23 protein-coding genes are annotated in these 23383 nt (G+C 29.2%); 15 read left to right on the top strand and 8 right to left on the bottom strand.

Annotated features, from left to right (window positions below; genetic code table 11):
- Positions 1 to 4: 4 nt before the first annotated feature.
- The 3 genes from CP965_RS10240 to pyrC form a co-directional block, all read right to left on the bottom strand.
- Complete coding sequence (locus CP965_RS10240; RefSeq protein ID WP_129062014.1) at positions 5 to 772, bottom strand: sulfite exporter TauE/SafE family protein; 768 nt, start codon at positions 770 to 772, stop codon at positions 5 to 7.
- Between the two features lie 56 nt (positions 773 to 828).
- Complete coding sequence (locus CP965_RS10235; RefSeq protein WP_129062013.1) at positions 829 to 1749, bottom strand: manganese-dependent inorganic pyrophosphatase; 921 nt, start codon at positions 1747 to 1749, stop codon at positions 829 to 831.
- An 81-nt stretch (positions 1750 to 1830) separates the two neighbouring features.
- Entirely contained in the window at positions 1831 to 2847 is a 1017-nt protein-coding gene (gene pyrC, locus CP965_RS10230) for a dihydroorotase (protein ID WP_129062012.1), read from the bottom strand.
- 133 nt (positions 2848 to 2980) lie between these two features.
- Here pyrC and CP965_RS10225 point away from each other — a divergent pair, with 133 nt between their 5' ends.
- The 5 genes from CP965_RS10225 (at position 2981) to CP965_RS10205 (ending at position 8442) form a co-directional block, all read left to right on the top strand.
- Positions 2981 to 3487 carry a ferritin gene (locus CP965_RS10225; protein WP_129062011.1) on the top strand — a complete coding sequence of 169 codons (507 nt, stop codon included), beginning with the start codon at positions 2981 to 2983 and terminating at the stop codon, positions 3485 to 3487.
- A gap of 105 nt (positions 3488 to 3592) precedes the next feature.
- Complete coding sequence (locus CP965_RS10220) at positions 3593 to 4564, top strand: HlyD family efflux transporter periplasmic adaptor subunit (protein ID WP_129062010.1); 972 nt, start codon at positions 3593 to 3595, stop codon at positions 4562 to 4564.
- Between the two features lie 2 nt (positions 4565 to 4566).
- Positions 4567 to 6264 (top strand): ATP-binding cassette domain-containing protein, encoded by a 1698-nt coding sequence (locus tag CP965_RS10215; RefSeq protein WP_129062009.1) that lies wholly within the window; start codon positions 4567 to 4569, stop codon positions 6262 to 6264.
- Positions 6257 to 7360: an ABC transporter permease gene (locus CP965_RS10210; protein WP_129062008.1), complete on the top strand. Its 1104-nt coding sequence runs from the start codon at positions 6257 to 6259 to the stop codon at positions 7358 to 7360. Before CP965_RS10215 ends, CP965_RS10210 begins: the two co-directional genes overlap by 8 nt.
- Positions 7360 to 8442, top strand: coding sequence for an ABC transporter permease (locus CP965_RS10205; RefSeq protein ID WP_129062007.1), 1083 nt, complete (start codon positions 7360 to 7362; stop codon positions 8440 to 8442). Before CP965_RS10210 ends, CP965_RS10205 begins: the two co-directional genes overlap by 1 nt.
- A gap of 4 nt (positions 8443 to 8446) precedes the next feature.
- Here CP965_RS10205 and CP965_RS10200 read toward each other — a convergent pair whose 3' ends face one another.
- Together CP965_RS10200 and aspA are read right to left on the bottom strand one after the other, a co-directional pair.
- Positions 8447 to 8941, bottom strand: a complete 495-nt coding sequence (locus tag CP965_RS10200) for an asparaginase domain-containing protein (RefSeq protein WP_129062006.1) — start codon at positions 8939 to 8941, stop codon at positions 8447 to 8449.
- A gap of 20 nt (positions 8942 to 8961) precedes the next feature.
- A complete protein-coding gene (gene aspA, locus CP965_RS10195; protein ID WP_129062005.1) occupies positions 8962 to 10368 on the bottom strand; it encodes an aspartate ammonia-lyase in 1407 nt (468 codons plus the stop codon).
- A 242-nt stretch (positions 10369 to 10610) separates the two neighbouring features.
- On the opposite strand from aspA, the gene CP965_RS14130 reads away from it, so the two are divergent.
- The 9 genes from CP965_RS14130 (at position 10611) to CP965_RS10155 (ending at position 19951) form a co-directional block, all read left to right on the top strand.
- The gene (locus CP965_RS14130) at positions 10611 to 10766 is read left to right on the top strand and encodes a hypothetical protein (RefSeq protein WP_164971016.1); all 156 of its coding nucleotides are present in this window, start codon (positions 10611 to 10613) and stop codon (positions 10764 to 10766) included.
- Positions 10767 to 10906: 140 nt separating this feature from the next.
- Positions 10907 to 12151 carry a diaminobutyrate--2-oxoglutarate transaminase gene (locus CP965_RS10190; RefSeq protein WP_129062004.1) on the top strand — a complete coding sequence of 415 codons (1245 nt, stop codon included), beginning with the start codon at positions 10907 to 10909 and terminating at the stop codon, positions 12149 to 12151.
- Between the two features lie 10 nt (positions 12152 to 12161).
- Positions 12162 to 13556, top strand: coding sequence for an NAD-dependent succinate-semialdehyde dehydrogenase (locus tag CP965_RS10185; RefSeq protein ID WP_129062003.1), 1395 nt, complete (start codon positions 12162 to 12164; stop codon positions 13554 to 13556).
- Between the two features lie 13 nt (positions 13557 to 13569).
- Positions 13570 to 14754, top strand: a complete 1185-nt coding sequence (locus tag CP965_RS10180; protein ID WP_129062002.1) for a M24 family metallopeptidase — start codon at positions 13570 to 13572, stop codon at positions 14752 to 14754.
- A gap of 66 nt (positions 14755 to 14820) precedes the next feature.
- Positions 14821 to 15828: a TRAP transporter substrate-binding protein DctP gene (dctP, locus tag CP965_RS10175; RefSeq protein ID WP_129062001.1), complete on the top strand. Its 1008-nt coding sequence runs from the start codon at positions 14821 to 14823 to the stop codon at positions 15826 to 15828.
- Between the two features lie 92 nt (positions 15829 to 15920).
- Positions 15921 to 16496 (top strand): TRAP transporter small permease, encoded by a 576-nt coding sequence (locus CP965_RS10170; protein WP_129062000.1) that lies wholly within the window; start codon positions 15921 to 15923, stop codon positions 16494 to 16496.
- A 4-nt stretch (positions 16497 to 16500) separates the two neighbouring features.
- On the top strand, positions 16501 to 18258 hold the full coding sequence (locus tag CP965_RS10165; protein WP_228712711.1) for a TRAP transporter large permease: 1758 nt from the start codon (positions 16501 to 16503) through the stop codon (positions 18256 to 18258).
- Positions 18259 to 18280: 22 nt separating this feature from the next.
- Positions 18281 to 19435 (top strand): N(2)-acetyl-L-2,4-diaminobutanoate deacetylase DoeB2, encoded by a 1155-nt coding sequence (doeB2, locus tag CP965_RS10160; protein WP_129061999.1) that lies wholly within the window; start codon positions 18281 to 18283, stop codon positions 19433 to 19435.
- A gap of 45 nt (positions 19436 to 19480) precedes the next feature.
- Positions 19481 to 19951, top strand: coding sequence for a YgjV family protein (locus tag CP965_RS10155; RefSeq protein ID WP_129061998.1), 471 nt, complete (start codon positions 19481 to 19483; stop codon positions 19949 to 19951).
- 13 nt (positions 19952 to 19964) lie between these two features.
- Here CP965_RS10155 and CP965_RS10150 read toward each other — a convergent pair whose 3' ends face one another.
- Positions 19965 to 20171 carry a tautomerase family protein gene (locus CP965_RS10150; RefSeq protein WP_129061997.1) on the bottom strand — a complete coding sequence of 69 codons (207 nt, stop codon included), beginning with the start codon at positions 20169 to 20171 and terminating at the stop codon, positions 19965 to 19967.
- 14 nt (positions 20172 to 20185) lie between these two features.
- Positions 20186 to 21376, bottom strand: coding sequence for a YbfB/YjiJ family MFS transporter (locus CP965_RS10145; protein ID WP_129061996.1), 1191 nt, complete (start codon positions 21374 to 21376; stop codon positions 20186 to 20188).
- Between the two features lie 97 nt (positions 21377 to 21473).
- Between CP965_RS10145 and CP965_RS10140 the strand changes: the two genes are divergently transcribed.
- Positions 21474 to 22301, top strand: a complete 828-nt coding sequence (locus CP965_RS10140) for a LysR family transcriptional regulator (RefSeq protein ID WP_129061995.1) — start codon at positions 21474 to 21476, stop codon at positions 22299 to 22301.
- On the opposite strand, the gene CP965_RS10135 is transcribed toward CP965_RS10140, so the two are convergent.
- Complete coding sequence (locus CP965_RS10135) at positions 22298 to 23269, bottom strand: MFS transporter (protein ID WP_323807973.1); 972 nt, start codon at positions 23267 to 23269, stop codon at positions 22298 to 22300. The two genes, CP965_RS10140 and CP965_RS10135, sit on opposite strands and share 4 nt — an antisense overlap.
- Between the last annotated feature and the right edge of the window lie 114 nt (positions 23270 to 23383).

Genomic DNA, 23383 nt, shown 5'->3' with positions numbered 1-23383 from the left:
TCTTTTAAAAAAATATAATTTTAATAATATTTGCCACCAACATTAATACAAGTACAAAAACCAATACTTTTTTAATAAAAGCTTCTCCACCTTTTATTGCATAGTGACTCCCAATATAAGAGCCTAATACATTTGCCAAACCCATTGAGATTGCTACTGGCCAAAGAACTTTTCCTGCTAATACAAAAGCAATCACAGAACCTACATTTGTAGCAAAATTTAAAGGTTTTGTAGAGGCTGTTGAAACCAAATAATCCAAATGTAAAAACTTTTTCATAGAGATTGTCATATAAGTTCCAGTTCCTGGACCTAGAAGTCCATCATAGAAACCAATAGGAGCAGTGGATAAAATAATACTTTTTTTTGAGATTTTAGTATTTTCTTCTTTGATTGTTTTACTCTTTTTAAATAAAAAAACCATAGCAAGTAAAACAGCAATTATAATTAACCACTGAATTGTTTCATCTGATAAATACATTACTAAAATTGTGCCAAAATAAGAAGCTATCAAACAAGGAATAATAGCAATGATTACTACTTTCCAAGAAATTTTTTTGCTTATTGCATATTTTATAGTTGCCATACAAACACCTAAAACACTTGCTACTTTATTTGAAGCTAAAACATGAATAGGAGAAATTCCACTAACAAGTAACATTGGTACTTGGATCATCCCTCCCCCACCAGCAATTGAATCAATATAGCCTGCAAAAAAACCTGTTAATATAAAAATAATAATCCAAAGTAAAGAAATATCTGAGAAAAGTTCCATATGGAAACCTTTGTTTTAAAATAAGGGATAAAAGATAGCCTAAAGACTATCTTTTATTAAGCAAATGCAGGTTGTAAGAAAGGAATAATTTGTTTTTTTCTTGATAAACAACCATCTAACCAAACTTTTCCATCAACTAACTTTACATCAAATGCTTTTTCAAAAATTGAAGTGTCACGTGAAGATACTAATACTTCAGAACCTTCTTTCATAATATCTGTTAAAATTAGACATGCAGTATGTAAGTTGTTTTCTTCTCTTAAAGCATCTAAATCAGTTTGTAGGTCTGCTTTTACTTTATCAAAGATAGCTAAATCAATAACTTCTAATTGACCAATTCCAACTGCATTTCCATGCATATCAAATGGTTTATAATCTCTTAAAATTAAATCTCTAACAGGAACACCATCAACAGCTGATTTAACTTTGAACATCTCCATACCTAAAGCACCAAAATCTTCAACACCTGCAATTTCTGCAAGTTCTCTTACTACTTCAATATCTTTTGCTGTACAAGTTGGTGATTTAAAAATTACAGTATCTGATAAAATTGCACATAACATAACACCAGCAATATTTGCAGGGATTTCTACTTTATGATAATCATACATCTCTTTTACAATTGTATTTGTACAACCAACTGGTCTAATCCAACACTCTAAAGGAGTAGAAGTTTCAATATCACCTAATTTATGGTGATCAACAATACCAACTACTGTTGCTTCATCCAAATCTTTTGGAGCTTGACCTCTATCAGAATAATCAGTAATAAATAATTCGCATCCAGCAAATTCAGTTTTTAATTCTGGTGCTTCAAATCCAAATCTATCTAAAATAAATTGAGTCTCAGGAGAAACAGGTCCTTGTCTAGCAGGAATTGCTTCACGTCCTATTTTATTCAAAAGATAAGCTAATGAAATCGCTGAACAAATTGAGTCTGAATCAGGAGTTGTATGCCCACATGTATAAATTGCCATATTTAAGTTTCCTTTTTTCTTCTTTTAATTTTTCGTGATTTTATCTAAAGTTTAGTTATGTTAGTTTTAAATAACTTAAAATCAATCTTCAAGACTCCAAGATAAAATCTCACCAGCAAATAAAGGAACTACCTTTTCATTTTTAAAATTATATGTATTAGGTACAATAAAATCTTTTTTTACTAATTTTATTGATTTTTTAATAGGACTTATACCATAAATTTTTTGTGCATTTAAACTTACAAAAGCATTTAGATTATCCAATTTTCCATTTTTTTCAAACACTTCTGCTAAAGCTTGTAAAGCTATTGGCGCACTAAAGATTCCTGCTGCACCATCTGAAGTTTCTTTTTTTTCTTTAGGGTGAGGAGCAGAATCAGAACCAAACATTACTTTAGGATGAGCATCTAAAGCAAGTTGTAACAAGGCATCTCTATCTTCAGGTTTTTTAACTATTGGCTTACAAAAAGCATGAGGATTCAACATCCCACCTATAACATCATCTAAAGTTAAAAGTAAATGATGTACTGTTAAAGTTGCATATAAGTTATCATATTTTTTTAGTAAGTCAATTGATTCTTTACTTGAAATATGTTCCATCATAATTTTAAGTTTTGGAAAGTTTATAGCTAAAGATTCATAAATAGGTAAGAACTCTTTTTCCCTATCTAAAATAAATCCTTTTGTTTCCCCATGAATACACACTGGAATTCCAAGTTTTTCCATAGATTGTAAAGTTGGTCTTAAAACGTTAATATCCATAGAAGCAACTCCAGTTTCAGAGTTAGTTGTTACACCAAAAGGGTAAAGCTTAACTGAAATAATCTCATCTTTAATCTCTTTTAAAAACTCATAAGAATAATCAACTTGAAAAAATATCGTAATATAAGGCTTAAAATCATCTTCACTGCAAGCATTTAGAATTCTTTGTTTATATGATAATAATGCTTCTTTTGTAGTAATAGGAGGAGCAAGATTTGGCATAATAAGTGCCCCTGAAAAACTTTTTGAAGTTAAAGGGCCTACAAGTTCTAACATATCGCCATCACGCAAATGTAAATGCATATCTAAAGGAGAATCTATTATTAAACTTTCCAATTTTTATCCTTTTTGTAAAATAATTTGCAATAATAGCAAAATGCAACTTAGTTGCAGAACTAAACATTTAAATCCTACTTACTGTTGATAAAATTAACTAAAATTGTTAAAATATAACAAAAAGGAGTTTATTATGATTAGTAAAGATTTACAAAAAGCATTAATAGAACAATTAAACAAAGAGTATCATTCAGCTTATATTTATTTAGGAATGAGTGCATACTGTTCAAAAGAAGGGTTTAATGGAGCTTCAAGTTGGTTTTTAATTCAATATCAAGAAGAAGTTGCCCATGGAATGAAGTTATTTAAATACTTAGAAGATCAAGATGTAGAAATAAAACTACCTGCAATTGAAGCAGTAAAAGTTGAATATGCCTCACTTTTAGATGTTTTTAAAAAATCTTTATCCCATGAACAAAAGATGACAAAAAACTTAAATATCTTAAGTGATTTAGCAATGAAAGATAAAGACCATGCAACTTATAATTTATTACAATGGTATGTAACAGAACAAGTAGAAGAGGAAGCTACTGTAAAAGCAATAATTGACCATATAAAACTTGTAGGAGATAATGGTTATGGCTTGTATACTATAGATAAAGAGTTAAGTGGAAGAACCTTTACTGACCCAACTGCTTAAATTATAAATAAGAGCTTTGCTCTTATTTATTTTTTAATTATTTTATAAAACTTTCTAAATATTTTATTGGATATAATTCTTTTTATATTATCTCTAGGAAACTTTATGAAAAAACTAACTTTATTTACTTTCTCTTTTATTTTAATACTATTTTTAAATGGCTGTTTTAAAAAAGAAGAACAAACAAAATTTTATGGAAATGTTGATTTAAGAACAGTAAGTTTAGGCTTTAGAGTTTCTGGCAAAATAAACAAACTTTATTTTGACGAAGGACAAAAAGTAAAAAAAGGCGAAATACTTGCAAGTTTAGAAGAAGATTTATACAAACAAGAACTAAAAGCAATTCAAGCTCAAATTAAAATGCAAAAAACTCAAATAGAAAAACTTGAGAATGGTTATAGACAAGAAGAAATCGCAAAAGCAAAAGCAAGTTATGAAAAAAGTTTAGTGAACTTAGAAAAATCAAAAAAAGACTTTAAAAGACAAGAAAAACTAATAAAAACAAACTCTATTTCACAACAAGTATTTGATGATTATAAATTTGCATATGATAATGCAAAAGCAGAAAGAAACTTAGCAAAAAGTCAATTAGAACAGATGCAAAATGGATATAGAAAAGAAGATATTCAAAATGCATATGCACAATTAGAAGCTTTAAAGGCACAAGAAGAAAAAGCAAATATCTACTTAAATGATACAAAACTACTTTCACCAAATGATGGTACAATATTAACAAGAAGCCAAGAGATAGGTGCAATCGTTGAACAAGGAACTCCAATAATTCAAATGGCTTTAACAGATGAATATTGGGTAAGAAGTTATATTGATGAAAAATATTTAGGTCTCATTCAAGCAAATATGGAAGCAAAAGTTTTTACTGATAGTAAAGAAGAACCTTATGATGCTATTGTAAGTTTTATTTCGGCACAAGCTGAGTTTACACCTAAAAGTGTTCAAACAGAAGAATTAAGAACACAATTAGTTTATAGAATGAGATTAATAATTCAAAACCCTGACAAATATATAAGACAAGGTATGCCTGTAACAGTAGAGTTTGAAGACTTAGTTGAAGATTAAAAATGCCAATTATCACTGCTAGAAATATCTCAAAAAGTTTTGTAAATAATACTGCGATTTGTAACTTAAATCTAGTTATAAACAAAGGGAAAATCACTGGTTTAGTTGGTCCTGATGGAGCTGGGAAAACTACTTTAATTAGACTTATTACAGGACTTTTAGATTCAGATGAAGGAGAACTAAAAGTTTTAGATTATACTTTACCAAAAGAAGCAAAAAAAGTACAAGAAGAAATAGGTTATATGCCTCAAAAGTTTGGACTTTATGAAGATTTAACTGTTTTAGAAAACTTAAAACTATATGCAAATTTACAGTCCATAGAAAAATCTAAACAACAAAACAGAATCCAACAATTACTTGAATTTATAAACCTTAAAGACTTCACTTCCTTTTTAGCAAAAGACTTATCTGGAGGAATGAAACAAAAGTTAGGACTTGCTTGTGCTTTAATAAAAAAACCAAAACTTTTACTTCTTGATGAGCCTGGAGTTGGGGTTGATCCAATATCTAGAAAAGAATTATGGGCTATTGTAAATAGTTTAATACAAGATAATGTTAGTGTAGTTTGGAGTACAGCTTACTTAGATGAAGCTGCTTTATGTGATGAAGTAGTTTTATTAAATGAAGGAAAAATTCTTTTTAATGGAATTCCTGCTGATTTAAGTAAAACTATGGATGGGAAGGTTTTTAAATTAGTTGGAAATATAAAAGATAGAAGAAAAACTCTAAGACTTGCTTTAAAAAATGACAATGTAAAAGATGGAGTTATTTTAGGAGATAGTATAAAACTAACTTGTAAGGATAAATCTTTACTTCCAAATCTTAATGATATTGAAGCAGAAAATTGTAGATATGAAAATATTAAAGCAAATTTCGAAGATGGCTTTATGAATATTTTAAATGGCAATTTCAATGGAGAATCAAAATTAGCACAACAAATAGGAACTTTAGAAGAAAGTAAAGAAAAATATCTAATTGAAGCTTCAAATTTAACTAAAAAATTTGGTTCTTTTATTGCAACAAATAATGTGAACTTTAAAATAAAAAGAGGTGAAATATTTGGTTTCTTAGGACCTAATGGAGCTGGAAAATCAACAACTTTTAAAATGCTTTGTGGTTTAATGAAACCTACAAGTGGAACAGCAGAAGTTTTGGGAATGAATTTAGAGAAATCTTCATATAAGGCAAGAAAAAAGATTGGTTATATGTCACAAAAATTCTCTTTATATGGAGATATTTCAGTTTATGAAAACCTAAAATTTTTTGCAGGAGTTTATGGTTTAAGAGGAAAAAGTAAAACAGAAAAAATCGAGAATATGATAAAAATATTTGAGCTAGAAAAATATAGAAAAATAGCTTCAAAAACTCTTCCGTTAGGATATAAACAAAGATTGTCTTTAGCTTGTGCAGTTATGCATGATCCTGTGGTACTTTTTTTAGATGAACCTACTTCAGGAATTGACCCACAAACAAGAAGAGAGTTTTGGAATCATATTTATGCAATGGTTCAAAAAGGAATGACTATCATGGTTACAACTCACTTTATGGATGAAGCTGAATATTGTGATAGAATAGCTTTAATTTATAAAGGAAAAGCCATAGCCTTAGATACTCCTCATAATTTAATACAAAAAGTTTCACAAAATGCTACTATGGAAGAAACTTTTATTGAACTAATAAAAAGAGAAGATAATGCTTAGTATTCAAAGATTAAAAGCTATTTTTTTTAAGGAGAGTTTACAAATTCTAAGAGACCCTAGTGCTTTGATTATTGCTTTAATTCTTCCTTTAATGCTTTTATTTCTTATGGGATATGCCATCTCTTTAGATGCAAAAAATATTCCAGTTGGAATAGTAGTTGAAAAAAGTTCAAAACATACTCAGAGTTTAATAAAAGCTTTTGAAAGTAGTGAAAGTTTCAAACCACAAGTTGCAAAAGATAAAAGAGAATTTATTCCTCTACTTCAAAAAGGAAGCTTAAGAGCAATGATTATAATTCCTGCAAGTTTTGATAAAGATATTTTAAATAAAGATGTGAAAATACAGATTATCACTGATGGAAGTGAACCAAATATTGCAGGATATGTAAATAAGTATTCCCAAGAACTTTGGCAAAACTGGCTTGTGTATGAAAAAATATCTACTTCCTCTAATCTTGAAATAAAAACAAGATATTGGTTTAATGCACCTTTATACAGTAGTTACTTTCTTCTTCCTGGTTCAATAGCTATTATATTAACTTTAATTGGTACTTTACTTACTGCTTTAGTTGTAGCAAGGGAGTGGGAAAGAGGTACAATGGAAGCAATAATGTCTACACCTACAAGCATTTTAGAATTGCTACTTGGGAAACTTTTACCCTACTTTGTTTTAGGAATGCTTTCTTTAGTTATTTGTATTGTAATTACACTTTTTTGGTTTGAAATACCTTTTAGAGGTTCTTATTTTTTACTTTTTATTTGTTCAGCAATTTATTTAATTCCTTCACTTAGTTTAGGTTTATTAATTTCTACTTTAGCAAAAAATCAATTTGTTGCAGCACAAATGGCACTTATAATTGGCTTTCTACCTGCTATGATTTTATCAGGTTTTATTTTTCAAATAAGTAGCATGCCTAGTTGGTTGCAAATTATAACTAACTTTATTCCAGCAACTTATTTTACTACTATTTTACAAACCCTATTTTTATCAGGAGACCTTTATGAAGTTATTCTTCCAAATACTCTTTGGATGCTATTAATAGGTATTGTACTTTTTACAATAATTTTTAAGATCACAAAAAAGAAGTTAAGTTAATGTTTTATCAATTATTAGCCTTAATTAGAAAAGAGTTTTTAGCAATTTGGAGTGATAAACGCTCAAGAATAGTTATTATTGTACCACCATTAATTCAATTAATTCTTTTTTCTTTTGCAGTTACATTAGAAGTAAAAAATATTTCTATTGGTGTTTTAGATAGAGATAACTCTTATGAAAGCCAAGAACTTATAAGGTCATTAAAATATAGTAAACGTTTTAGTGAAGTTTTATATCTTAAAAGCCATGAAGATTTAAAAGAAAAAATTGATTCTCAAAAAATCATGGTAGCAATTGAAATATCACAAAATTTTGCTAAAAATTTAGAAAAAGGACAAATAGCACAAATAGGACTTATAGGAGATGGTAGAAAATCAAATAGCTCTCAAATAACTATTGGATATATTCAATTAATAATAGCTTCAACTTTTTCAAAAACTTCACAGAATATAATCGTAAGAAATTGGTATAACCCAAATTTAGATAATTTTTGGTGGATTCTACCTAATTTAATTGGTAGTTTAACTATGATTATTGCTTTAATTCTAACTTCTTTATCAGTTGCAAGGGAAAGGGAACTTGGAACTTTTGAGCAAATTTCAGTAGCTCCCTTAAGTCCAATGACTCTAATGATAGGTAAAACTATTCCTCCAATGATAATAAGTATTATTGAAGCCATGTTTATTTATTTTTGTGCAATAATATTTTTTAAAGTACCTTTTATTGGTTCTTTTTTTATTTTACTATTAGCTATTGTAGCTTTTGTTTTTTCAACTGTTGGATTTGGGCTTTTTATTTCTTCTATTTCTTCAACTCAACAGCAAGGAATTTTAGGAGCTTTTATCTTACTTGTGCCTTCAATTTTAATGTCAGGTTTTGCAACACCAGTTGAAAATATGCCCCAATGGTTAATTCCTTTTACTGATTTTATTGCTTTAAAATATTTTCTTATTCTCATAAAAGGTGTTTATCTAAAAGATATTTCTTGGGACATAGCAATTTGGGAAATCATTCCTATGTTAGTTATAGGTTTTATTAGTTTAATAATTGCAACTTGGTTTTTCAAGAAAAAGGTTACTTAAACCTTTATTCTTGAATTAAAAACTGTCCTAACTCTTTATTTTTAATAAGTTTAGAATAATCAGCTACAACACCATGCATAGCAATATAAGTCCCATTTTTATTATTTGCACTTAAAAAACCTAAAGCCAATGAAAAATTCATGGTAGCTTCCATTTCATCGATACTCATAGGAATCATAGCTGCTGTAAAAACTATTTGTTTTTCAAGTTTTTTTTCTTTTATTAATTGTGAAGTTAAATGAATAGTATCTGTTCCATGAATAATAATAACTTTATCGTTTTTAGTTATTTTAATGGCTTCACAAATTTCTTCTCTATCTTCCTCTGTCATATCTAAACTATCTTTTGAAACTATATTTTTAATTTCAAACTCTACATTAGGACAAGAAGCAATTATTTTATTTATTGATATATTATCCGAAGCAACATCAAGTTGCCCCGTTATTGGATTATATCTTTTATTAAAAGTACCACCTGTATTTATTACAGTTACTTTCATTTGTTATTTCCTTTTAACTTTTAAATATCATCATAATTATTTACCATATTTTTAGGATGTAAAAGTTCATCTAATTCTTCTTTTGTAAATAATTCTTGTTCTAAAATAATATCATATACTCTTTTATTTGTAGCCAAAGCTTCTTTTGCTAAAGCTGAACTTTTTTCATATCCTAAAATAGGATTTAAGCAAGTCACAAGAGTAACAGAATTTAAAATATTATTCATACAAATCTCTTCATTAGCTGTAATGCCTTTTATACACTTCTCTGCTAAAGTATAAAAAGATCTTCTCATCATATTAATAGAGGTAAATAATTTATATGCAACTAAAGGTTCAAATACATTTAATTGTAACTGCCCACCTTCGCAAGCCATTGCAATAGTTGTATCTGCTCCAATTACTTCATAAGCAACTTGATTTACAACTTCAGGAATAACAGGATTTACTTTTCCAGGCATAATAGAACTTCCTGGTTGCATTTTAGGAAGATTAATTTCATTTAATCCAGCTCTTGGTCCTGAACTTAAAAGTCTTAAATCATTACATATTTTAGAGATTTTAATCGCAACTCTTTTTAAAATACCTGAGATATGAACAAAATCACCAGTATCTTGTGTAGCTTCTATTAGGTTACTTGCACTTTCATAGTCAATACCTGTTACATCTCTAAGATTATTGATTACTTTTTTTCTATATGCTTTTTTAGTATTAATACCTGTACCAATAGCCGTTGCACCAAGGTTTACCTCTTTTAATAAAGTTTGACAATCTCTTAATCTAAAAATATCATCATCAATCATAACAGCATATGTTTTAAACTCTTGTCCTAAAGTCATAGGAACAGCATCTTGAAGTTGTGTTCTACCCATTTTAAGTACATCTTTAAACTCTACTGCTTTTTCATTGAAGCAATCTCTTAAATATCTAAGTGAGTCTTTTAGTTTATAAATTAACTCATATAAAGTAATTTTAATAGCTGTTGGATAGACATCATTTGTAGATTGACTCATATTTACATGATTATTTGGATGAACTATATCATAAGTACTTCTTGGTTTTTTTAGTATCTCTAAAGCTCTATTTGCAATAACTTCATTTGTATTCATATTTGTTGAAGTTCCAGCACCTCCTTGAATTGGGTCAACGATAAACTCATTATGAAACTTCCCATCAATTACCTCATTGCAAGCTTGAATAATAGCATCTCTTTGCATATCATTTAAATCACCTAACTCATAGTTTGTTAAAGCGCAAGCTTTTTTAACTTTTGCAAGAGACTTAATAAAAGTTGGAAATAGTGATAAACTTGTATGCGTAATATCAAAGTTTTCACTAGCTCTTAAAGTTTGAATACCATAATAGGCATCTTTTGGAATCTTTTTTTCACCTAAAAAATCTGTTTCAATTCTAAAACTCTTTTCCATTGTTTTTACCTTTTTTGATTTTAAAATATAATTGTATAAAAAGAAAGTAAGGAAAAAGTGTGTTTTTAGTTTTTTTCTAAAAGTTTATTCTTTTTTTTCAAATTTGTCTATTTTTACACGATTAAATAAACACTATAACCATTAAAATTATGTAAGAATGTACACATTTTAGACAAAAAAAATTTGACTAGAAAAAAATTTTTAGTTACCATTTTCTATATATTATAAAAAAAGGAGTAAACATGAATTATTTTTGTTTTAAAACATCAATATTAAAACATGAAATTAGTTTACTTCTTATTAACTCTTTCAAACAAGTAGAAATACTTACAAAACCTATTAAACAAATTCAGAATTTATTAATTCAAGACAAAAATTTTATTATAGCTGCCAGCTAGACCCTCGTAATTAATACATTAAAATATTAATTGCGATTTCAGAATTTAATTAAATATATTAATAAATTATTTAATTAAATCTGATTTACAAGGGTCACTCCACATGTCAAATAATCAAACAATATTTTAAGGAGACCAAAATGATAAATGAAACAAAAACTTTTGAAAAACATGAATCAGAAATAAGAGCTTATTGTAGAGCAGTACCAACAGTGTTTAAATCATCTTCAAATGCCATAATGATAGATGAAAATGATAAAAATTATATTGATTTTTTCGCTGGGGCTGGTGTTTTAAACTTTGGACATAATAACCCAAAGATGAAAGAAGCAATTGTTGAATTTATTCAAAGAGATGGAGTGATTCAATCACTAGATATGTTTACAGATGTAAAAAGAGATTTTATAAATACCTTTGTTGAAGTTATTTTAAAACCAAGAGGCTGGGAAGATAGAAAACTTCAATTTACTGGACCTACAGGTACAAATGCAGTTGAAGCAGCTTTGAAATTAGCAAGAAAAGTTACAGGAAGAACAGAGATAGTTGCTTTTAATAGAGGCTTTCATGGAATGACTTTAGGTTCTTTAGCTTGTACTGCAAATAATGCTTTTAGAAGTAGTTCTGGTGTGCCATTAACAAATGTAATTAGAGATACTTTTAATGATATGAATGCCTTAGAAAACCTAAGACAAAAAATGTTTGATTTAGGTTCAGGGATGTTACCACCTGCAGCATTTCTTGTGGAACCTATACAAGCAGAAGGAGGAGTTAGAGTAGCTACAAAAGAGTGGTTACAAGGGGTACAACAATTAGCTAAAGATGTTGGTGCCTTACTAATATTAGATGATATTCAAGGAGCATCAGGAAGATCTGGAAGTTATTTTAGTTTTGATGACTTAGACCTTAATCCAGATATTATAGTTTTAGCTAAAGGTTTAGGTGGTCTTGGTACTCCAATTGGAATGTTAATTAACAAAGCAGAAATAGACAGTGCTTGGGCACCGGGACAACATACTGGAACTTTTAGAGGACAAGGTTTATCTTTTGTTGCAGGAAAAATTGGAATTGAATTTTTTAAAGATGAGAAATTTAATGAAGAAACAAAAGCAAAAGCTTCAATTATAAGAGAAACTCTTGATAACTTAAACTCAAAATATAACAAAGTAGTAGAAATAAGACAAAAAGGTATGATGCTTGCTATTGAATTTGAAAGTGCTTCTATTGTGAAAGAGATTACTACAAAATGTTTTGAAAATGGTCTAATTGCTGGAGCTTGTAGTACAGGAGAAATAATTAAATTAATTCCACCATTGACAATTGAAGAAGAGACTTTAAAAGAAGGTCTTAATAGATTTAAAGCTTCTGTTGAAGCTATTTTAGATTAAGGAGTTTATCATGGGATATAGTTCAACTCATTTTAAATCAATAAATCCATATACTGAAGAAACAGTATATGAAGTTCCTATGCACTCTTCTAAAGATATTAAAGAGATAATAGAAAAAGCTCAAGAAGTCTATACAAATATTTGGAGGGATACAGGCTTTGAACAAAGAGCACAACTTCTAAAAGCTGTAGCAAAAGAGATGAAAGATAATCTTGATGAATATGCTCTTTCTATGACAGAAGAAATGGGAAAACCTATCAATGAAGCAAGAGGAGAAGTAAATAAAGCTGCTTGGGCAGCAGAACATTATGCCCAATATGCAGAAGAATACTTAAAAACAGAATATCTTGAATCTGATGCAAGTGAAAGTTATGTTCAATATCTACCCCTTGGAGCTACACTAGGTATTTTACCTTGGAATGCACCTTTTTGGTTAGCATTTAGATATTTAGCTCCGGCTCTTATGTCAGGGAATACTTGTATTATGAAACATGATTCTCATACTCCTCTTTGTGCAGTAAAAATTGTCGAAGCCTTTCAAAAAGCAGGAATGCCAAAAAACTTAGTTCAAAATGTAGTAATAAATCATTCACAAATAGAAGAAATAATTAGACACCCTTTTATAACAGGAGTATCTCTAACAGGCTCTTCAAAAGCAGGCTCTGCAATTGGAGCAATTGCAGGAAGTGAAATTAAACCTGTAGTATTAGAACTTGGAGGAAGTGATCCTGCAATAGTTTTAGCAGATACCAAAGATTTAAATCAAGCTGCTGATACTATTGTCTTATCAAGATATATAAATGCAGGACAATCTTGTATTGCAGCAAAAAGAATTATCGTAGAAGAACCTATATATGAAGAGTTTATAAATCTTCTAAAAGAAAAATTTGCAAAACTCAAACTTGGAGACCCCAAAGATGAATCTACTATTATTGGACCAATTGCAAGAAAAGAGTTAGTAGAAGAGATGCATGCCCAAGTAGATAAATCTTTAGCTTCAGGAGCTAGATTAATTTTAGGAGGAGAAAAATACGAAGGAAAAGGATTCTTTTTTCCAGTAACTGTTTTAGCAGATGTTGAACCAGGAATGGTTGTATCTTGTCAAGAAACCTTTGGTCCAATTGCAGCAATTATAAAAGCTAAAGATAGTGAAGATGCAATTAAAATTGCAAATGATACTGATTATGGACTAGGAGGTTCTATTTGGACAGGAAATACTGAAAAAGGTAAACACTTAGCAAGCAAAATTATCACAGGACAAGTTTCTGTTAATGGAATTGTAAAGTCAGATCCTAGACTTCCAAGTGGAGGAGTAAAGAAATCTGGCTTAGGAAAAGAATTGGGTCCCCATGGAATAAAAATGTTTGTAAATACCCAACAAGTTTGGGTAGGTCCTGCAAAATAGCTTAGGAACAAAGATGAAAGCTAAATTACCATTTACTAAAAAAGAGTATATCCAAAGGGTTAGAAAAGTAAAAGCAATGATGCAACAAAGAAGAATTGATGTTTTAATTGCAACAGACCCTGGAAATATGAACTGGTTGACAGGATATGATGGTTGGTCTTTTTATGTTCATCAAGGAGTAATTATCTCTCTTGATGAAGAAGAACCAATTTGGTTTGGAAGACTTATGGATAGAAATGCAGCATTAATTAAATGTTTTATGAAACAAGAAAATCTTTATGGTTATCCAGAAAAATATGTACAAAACCTTGACGAACATCCTATGACTTGGATTGGAGATAATATTTTCAATAAAAAAAGTTGGAATAAATGTGTTATTGCTACAGAAAGAGATAACTACTATTATTCTGCTGAAGCACATTTTAGATTAACAGCAACTTTACCAAATGCAATTTTTATAAATGCAAATAATCTTGTAAATTGGGCAAGAGGTATCAAATCTGAAAAAGAACTTGAATACATGAAAATAGCAGGTAGAATCACTCAAAAAATACATCAAAGAGTTCTAGATGTAGTAAGAGTTGGTATTCCAAAGAGTCATGTAGTATCCCAAATTTATGAAACTGCAATTGAGGGAGTTGATGGATTTGGAGGAGATTATCCTTCAATTGTACCTTTACTTCCTTCAGGAGCAGATGCCTCTGCATCTCATATTACTTGGGATGAAAGACCTTTTAAAAGAAAAGAGGCAACTTACTTTGAAATATCAGGATGTTACAAAAGATATCATGCACCTATGTCAAGAACTATTTTTATGGGGAAACCTGAACAAAAATTTTTAGATGCAGAAAAAGCATTAATTGAAGCAATTCAAGCAGGATTAGAAGAAGCAAAACCAGGTAATAGAACTTGTGATATTGCAAATGCAGCAAATAATATTATGAATAAATTTGGGATAGACAGAAATGATGCAAGATATGGTTATCCAGTAGGAGTTAGTTATCCTCCTGATTGGGGTGAAAGAACTTGTAGTTTAAGAAGTACAGACCATACAGTTTTAGAACCAGGTATGACTTTTCACTTTATGCCAGGAGTTTGGCAAGAAAATTGGGGAATGGAGATAACAGAAAGTATCTATATTACAGAAAATGGTGCAGAAACATTTTGTAACTTTCCTAGAGAACTATTTATAAAATAAAACTACTAAGAAGGGAGAGTATTAATAAAAAACTTATTTAAAATAAACCAACAAAAAAGGAAGAAAATGAAATTATTTAGAAATTTAGTACTTGCAGGACTTATTACTGCTACAAGTTTAAGTGCAGCAACATGGAAATATGCGTTTGGAGAAGGGACAAGTGATCCTCAAGGTATTTATGCAACTGCTTTTAAAAAATTTATTGAAGAAAACTCTAGAAATAAAATAAAACTATATAAAGTTGGAAGTCTTGGGGAAGAAACAGACTTGATGGAACAAACAAGAGCTGGATTAATTCAATTCTTAGGACAATCAACTGGATATATGGGTGGAACAATTCCTGAAATGGATATATTTACTTTACCATATGTAATGCCTACAGATACTAAGCAATTGGACTATTTCTTTAAAAACTCAAAAGTTATTAATGAAATGCTTCCATCAATCTTTAATAAACATGGATTAGAATTACTATCTGTTTTTCCTGAAGGAGAAATGGCAATTACTACTTTTGAAGAGTTTCACTCTCCAGCAGACTTAAAAGGTAAAAAAATGAGAGTTATGCCGGGTTCTCCAATTTTAGTTGAAACATATGAAGCCTTTGGAGCCTCACCTCAACCAATGTCATGGGGTGACTTAATTGGAGCCTTAAAAACGGGTATGGTGGATGGACAAGAAAATCCTACAGTATGGATTGAAGCTTATGGATTAGATAATTTAACAAAAGTTTTAACATATATGGGACACGGACACTTTAATGCTTCAGCAAGTGCAAATAAAAAGTTTTTTGATAGTTTATCAAATAGAGATAAAAAATTAATTAGAAAAGCAGCCCAATATGCACATAAAGTTATTTTAAAAGAAGCTCAAAAACTTGATGCTTATGGATTAGGAAGAATCATTAGAACTAACCCTACTTATAAAATTGTTACTTTAAGTGAAGAAGAAAGAGAAGTATTTAAAGAGAAAGCTAAAGCTGTGCAAAAATCTTTTGCCTCAAAAAGCAAAGAGAATAAGAAAATCTTAAATCAAATGATTAAAGATTTAAAAGCAGCCCAAAAAAATACAAAATAGTATTAAAAAATTATAGTAATCCACTAATGTGGATCTACTATAGTAGATTATAAATATACTTATAATCTACTATGGTAAGAGAAAGTGAGTATATGAATAATTCAAAGAAAAATCCCTTATTAAAAAGCTTAGATACCATAGATAATATACTAAGTAAAGTTGAAGGAGTAATGCTAGCTATAGGTATTATAGCTATTGCTATTACAACTATTACATCTGTAATTTCAAGATTTATTTTTAATGATGCTTTAACAATCACAGATGAACTAAACATGATTTTTATTATAATTGTTACCTTTGCAGGTTTAAGTTATGCTGCAAGAAATGGTCGACATATTAGAATGTCTGCAATATATGATGCAATGCCAACAAAAACTAGAAAAATCATTATTATTTTTATCTCATTTATTACTTCAATGTTCATGTTTTTATTAGCAAAATACTCTTTTGAATATATTATTGAAGTCTATAAAAGTGGTAGAATTTTACCTGCTATTGGAATTCCCGTTTTTTATGTTTACCTTTGGGTGCCTATTGGTTTTACAGTTACAGGCTTACAATACTTCTTTACTGTAATAAAAAACTTAAGTGAAAAAGATGTATATCTTTCTACAAATATTAAAGATGGCTATACTTCTGTAAAAAATAGTGATGAAGAAGAAAGGTAAACTTATGGAAAAAATTTTTAAAAAGATTTTTATCATACTTTCTTTTATACTAAGTGTTTCATTATCAAGTCTTGCTGAAGATTCAGTAACTATGTATTTTGATGAAATTGCAATTGATAATAAAAACCTTGAACTTTCAATCTATGGTTCAGCAGAGTCTGAAAATTTTGACTCACATAAATGGCAACTTGTTAATATAGAAATTATAGACTCAAAATCAAAGAAAATAAAACTTGAAACAGAATCTGATAAAAGAGGTTTTTGGGAAATTGAAAATATTGATATTTCTAAACTAAGTGATGGACAGATTAAAATCAATACCCTTATGTGGAATGAAAAAAATGAAGAAATAGGAAAAATATCTAATAATGAAACAATAAAAGACACAAGTTTTAAACTAACAGAATATTTAAAAGAACACCTTGCTATTTCTATTTTTATTTTAATGTTGATTTTACTATTAATAGGTTTTCCTATGATGATACCTTTAATTGCAGGAACTACCTTTGGAATATATTTATTATTTAATGCAGACTTTTCAAAGATGGAATTTATTATTCAGCAAATGATGGGTGGAATTAGACCAGCTGCATTAATTGCTGTTCCAATGTTTATTCTTTCTGCTGATATTATGACAAGAGGTAAATCTGCTGAAAAACTAATAGATTTAGTAATGGCTTTTGTAGGTCATATTAAAGGTGGATTAGCTGTAAGTACAGCAGGTGCCTGTACTATGTTTGGAGCGGTTTCAGGCTCCACTCAAGCAACAGTAGTTGCCATTGGTTCTCCACTTAGACCAAGGCTTAAAAAAGGTGGATATAAAGACTCTTTTATTTTAGCTTTAATTGTAAACTCAAGTGATATTGCTTTTTTAATTCCACCAAGTATAGGAATGATTATTTATGGAATTGTTGCAAAAACATCAATACCTGAACTTTTTGTAGCAGGAATTGGTCCAGGACTGCTGATTTTATTTTTATTTTCAATTTATAGTATAATTTATGCTTATAAAAATAATATACCAACTGAACCAAAATCATCTTGGAAGCAAAGGAGTGTTGCACTTTATAAAGCTTTATGGCCCTTAGGTTTCCCTGCAATAATTGTAGGTGGTATTTTTGGAGGTATTTTTAGTCCTACAGAAGCAGCTGCTGTAAGTGTTGCTTATGCAATATTTTTAGAAGGTATTATTTTTAAAACTATGAACTTTAAAGACCTTTATGCCACTGCTAAATCAACTGGACTAGTTACAGGTGTTGTATTTATATTAGTTGCAGCTGGAGCAAGTTTTGCTTGGGTATTATCTTTTGCACAAGTTCCCCAAGAAGTTCTAAATGCTATTGGCATAAGATCAATGGGTTCATATGAAGTTTTATTTATTATTTCAATCGCCTTTTTCATAGGCTGTATGTTTGTTGATCCAATTGTTGTTATTTTGGTTCTAGTTCCAATTTTTGCACCAGTTGTTGATGCTGTAGGATTAGACCCTGTTTTAGTTGGAACCATTATTACTTTACAAGTTGCCATTGGTTCAGCTACACCTCCATTTGGATGTGATATTTTTACTGCAATAGCAGTATTTAAAAGACCCTATTTAGAAGTAATAAAAGGAACACCACCTTTTATTATAATTCTTCTAAGTGTATCTGTTGCACTTATTTTTATTCCAGAAATTGCACTATTTCTAAGAGATATTGCTTTTAGAGATGTTACTTTCTTAGAAAGTGTTCAAAGTCTATTTGGTTTAACACAAAACCAATGACAAAAAAATTTAAGGAGTTCCTATGTATAAAAATTTTGATGATGTAGTAAACTTTGCTATAAACTTTAGGCATGAGTTACATAAAAACCCTGAGCTAACATGGGAAGAAACTAATACTGCAAAAGCTATTAGAGAAATACTTGATAATCATAATATTACATATAAAACATATGCAAATACAGGGACAGTAGCTTTATTTGCCCAAGATAAAAAAGGTTTGCATATTGCCTTAAGAGGAGATATTGATGCTCTTCCTTTAGAAGAGAAAACAAATGTTGAATATAAATCAACTAAAGCAAAATGTATGCATGCTTGTGGGCATGATGGACATACAGCAACTTTAATGGCTGTTGCTATTTGGTTAAAACAAAATGAAAAAAAACTTCAAAACCCTGTTTCTTTAATTTTTCAACCTGCTGAAGAAGGTGGGCATGGAGCAAAAAAGATGCTTGAAGAAGGTGCTTTAAAAAATGTTGATATGATATTTGGATGGCACAATTGGCCTGCAATAAAATTTGGTCAAGCTATCTGCCCTGAAGGTACGGTAATGGCAGGGAATGGAACTTTTCATATTACCTTAAAAGGACAAGGAGGACACTCTTCCCAACCAGAATTATGTCGAGATCCTGTTTTAGCTGCCTCTGCTTTAACTATGGCTTTACAACAAATTGTAAGTAGACAAGTTGCTCCTCAAGATGCAGTTGTAGTTTCTGTTACTTCTATTGATGCTCCTAGTGGAGTAACTGTTATTCCAGATATAGCAAAGGTTGAAGGAAGTATTCGTGTTCCAAATTTAAAGCTAAAAGAAAAAGTATTTAAACAAATAAAAATAATATCACAGAATATTGCAACAACTTATAATGTAGATATTGATGTAGAATTAAGAGATAGATATAATGCAACAATAAATCATAAAGAAGCTTCTTTAAAAGTAAGAAAAGTATTAAAAGAAACTTTAGGAGAACAGTGGCAAAGTGATATTGCTACTCCAATTATGGCAAGTGAAGATTTTAGTTACTATTTAAATGATATTCCAGGGGCTTTTGCTTTAATAGGAAGTGATGATGGAGAAGAAAAACATCAAAAAGCTTGTCACAATGTATATTATGATTTTAATGATAAATTAATAAAACCTGTAAGTATTACATTAATGAAATTAGCAAATTTTGATTTTTAAAAGAGACTAGAAGTGTTATCATCTTTTGTAGCCTTTTTAGGAGTTTTGGCAATTTTTTTAAATGCTTTAGGAATGGCAATAAAGAATTTAATAAAAACTAAACTTTTAATAGGTACTTCAGTTGTTTTTATTATCCCTGATTTATATTTAAATGGTGGCTTACATGGTGTTTATCAGTCTGCAATTATTGCATTAATGTTTTATATTGGAGCATTGGAGTTTAAAAAACTTGAAAGAGCAATTCTGTACTCAATACCTTTTTTCTCGATATTTTTACTTTTGGGATTAAAGGAATATGAAGGTTTACTATTAGTTCTAGCTTCAATAACAACTCCTTTAGCAACAATTTCTAAAGACTCTTTTAAAATGAAATCATTACTACTAATATCTACAGTTTCTTGGGGTGCTTATGCTTTTTTAATTAACGCTTGGTTTGCTTTTTTATTTGATTTATTGGGATTTATTGCTTTGATATACTTTTTTGGTAAATATAAAATGGAAAAAAAGAAGAGTTAATATTAAAATAATATCAACTCTTCTTTCTAATATTTGTAATAGTTTCTCCACCTATTGCATAATTATCTGTAGATATCTCATCTACTGTTACAACACAAGTTTTTTCACCTCTTTTAAATACTTCAACAAAAGCTTGAGTTAGTTTTTGAGCTAATTGCTCTTTTTGTTCTTTTGTTGCTCCACCATCTTCATGGGTCATTTTTACATTTATTATTGGCATTTAAACTCCTCTTTTTATAAATTTCTTTGTTCTTCTGTCATAATTGTTTTTGAAAACATTAATAATAAAACACCTATAAATACAATTAAAGCCGTTACATATAAAGCTTCAGAGTAACTATTATAAAGTTCAATAAGTTTTACACTATATAAAGGAGCACCAACTTGCCCTATTCCATATGCAGTTGTAAAGGCACCCATCAAAACAACAGGATTTTTTCCAGCCAACTTTCCACCTAAATTCATAAATAATGCAACTAATCCTACAAAAGTTCCACCATATAAAACTCCAGAAAAAAGATTAAGATAAACATTTGTTGTCAAAGCTGAAATAAGAATACCAACTATTTGTACTAACATGGCTATTATAATAATATTTACACTTCCAAACTTATTTGCCAAAGTCATCCAAATAATACAAGAAGGAATACCAGCAAGACCAACTAAAGTCCAAGTAAAACTTCCATAACCATCTAAGCCCTCAAGGGAGTTTATAATATCTGGCAAAAATGTACCTTGCACAACAAATCCTACACCTTCTGTAAAGTAAGCAATAATAAGAAGTACTACAAAAGGAGAAAATAAAGACCTGTCAAATTTATGTTTTACTACGTTTTGTTTAAGTTCTTTATCAAAAGACAAAATATACATTGAATATATTGAAGCTATAAAACCAAAGATAGTTAATACTATCCAAGCATCTCTCCAAGTTGCCTCATATGCAAATACAATTCTTACAATTATATCTGTTACAAAAACAGAGAACCCTATTCCACTAAAGTGAATTCCCATAGCTTTTGTTTTGTTATCCATTTTTAACTTTGTCATAACAATAGCAGAACCAACAACTAAAGCCATAGCTGCACCAAAACCAGCAACTATTCTTGAAATAGTCCAAAGAGTTTCATTTGAACTAATACCTAAAACTAAAGTTGTAACAATACATAAAAACATTCCAAATCTAAAATATTTTACTTTAGTATTAATATCTTTAATAAAACTTGCAAAGATTGAACCTCCTAAATATCCAGCAAAATTTAAAGAGGCTAATACTCCTGCAAAAGTAATTGTTAGAAAATCATCTAACATAGACGGAAGAAGTGAAGTAAAAACAAATCTTGCAACTCCAACTCCTACAATCAAGGCAAGTATTCCAGCTAAAATAATTGCAGGATTACTATTTCTATCAAGTAAATTAATCTTCATAAGTCTTTTTCCCTTTTTAAAAACTTTTGAGTATAATATCACTAAAAATGATGACGTGTCAAATATCAAATCGTGATTAATGATATAAGGAAAAGTGATGGATTCAACTTTATTAAGAGTTTTTGTAGTTGTAGCTCAAGAAAAAACTATAACCTTAGCAGCAAAAAAACTTGGTTTTGCTCAATCTAATGTAACTTCAAGAATAAAACAACTTGAGAAATCTTTAGGATATACTCTTTTTCATAGGGTTCCTAAAGGTGTTATTCTTACACATGAAGGAGAAAAACTATATAAGCATGCTATTGAAATTGTAAAAAAAATTGAAAATGCTGTTTTAGATATGCAAAATATTCAATATCAAAAAAAACTTGTTGTTGGTTCAACTGATTGTAATGCTGCAGTTAGGATTTCTTCTTTTTTAATGAAATTACATAAAGACCATCCTGAAATACAACTGGAACTTTTAACAGGTACTACAAGAGATGTAATACAAATGATTTTAAACTATAAAGTTGATATTGCTTTTATTAGTGGAGAACCTGTAAATGATGAACTTATTATTTTAAAAAAGTTTGAAGAAGAAATTGCTATTTTAGAACCTCAAGATGAGTCTTCCCCAAATGTAATTTTATCTTTTAAAGAGGGTTGTGCTTATGATGAGTTTTTAAAATCTTACTACTTAAAAAAAGGTGAACAAATCGAAAAGTCACTTGCTTTTGGAAGTTTAGAAACAATTCTTGCTTGTGTAAAAGCAGGAATGGGAAAAACCTTGCTGCCTACAAATTTAGTAGATAAACTAGGTTTTTCAAAGGAATTAAAAATCACTAAACTTAATAAAAAGACTGCTTATATTCCAACTTGTTTAATTTGTAGAAAGGATAATATTCCTAAAATTGCAGACTATTTAAAAGAAATTGAATTTTAAATAGTCTTCACCTTTAAAGTTGTTTCTACTCCCATTTCAGGTTTTTTAGGAATATAAAAAGACAATAGGAAAGATAGAAAAGCAATGCTAGCTCCTATTATAAAAACTAAAGAACTAGAATATAACCAAACTATACCTAAAAGAGCAGGTAAAAATACTGCTGCAATATGATTTATAGTAAAAGATACAGCACTTGCACTTGCTATATCTTTTGGATTTGCAATTTTCTGAAAATATGTTTTAAGTGCAATTGCCATTGAAAAAAGAAGATGATCGATAACAAAAAGAAAATATGCTACATATACATTTTCAACAAAACCATAAGAAATAAAAACAAGTATTAATCCAATATATTCAAATCTTAGGGTTATACGTTCTCCAAACTTTGTGATAAATCTTCCAATTGCTGGGGCAAAATACATATTTAAAATTGAATTAATAAAAAGTAAACTAACCATATTATGAATATCTACTCCAAACTTCTCCACAAGTAAAAACCCTGCAAAAACAACAAATATTTGTCTTCTTGCCCCTGCTAAGAAAGTTAATATATAAAAAAGCCAATACTCTTTTTTCAAACTTACTTTTTTTTCTTGAATTACATCATCTTTAAAATGCTCAAAAAATATCCAAGCAATAATTCCTATTATAAAAGTTATACCACCAAAAAAGGCATAAACATATTCATATTCTACAGAATAAAATTTCATCATTATAAAAATAAGTACAAAAACAACAAGTGAAGTAAAAGATTTTGCAGCGGTTATCTTTCCTAAGATAATTGGTGCTTTATCCTTATTTAACCACTGTAAAGCAAGTGACTGGTTTAAAGTTTCAAGATAATGAAAACCTATAGACATAAGTACTGTTGTAAGATATAAGCCTATTACACTTGGGAAAAAACCAGTTAATAAAACTCCTAACCCTAAAAGCATCATTGATACATAAGCTAATCTTTGTTGGGCAATAAAAATAATTACTAAAACAACAGTAAAAGCTAAAAAACCAGGTATTTCCCTTAAACTTTGTAAAATCCCTATTTAGCTTCCATCAAATGAAGCTGCTTCAATAACAAAATTATT

It is taken from the genome of Halarcobacter mediterraneus, assembly GCF_004116625.1.
In the GTDB taxonomy this organism is placed as follows: domain Bacteria; phylum Campylobacterota; class Campylobacteria; order Campylobacterales; family Arcobacteraceae; genus Halarcobacter; species Halarcobacter mediterraneus.
The sequence above is the reverse complement of the archived record's forward strand: the minus strand, read 5'-3'. Positions and strand labels throughout refer to the sequence as shown.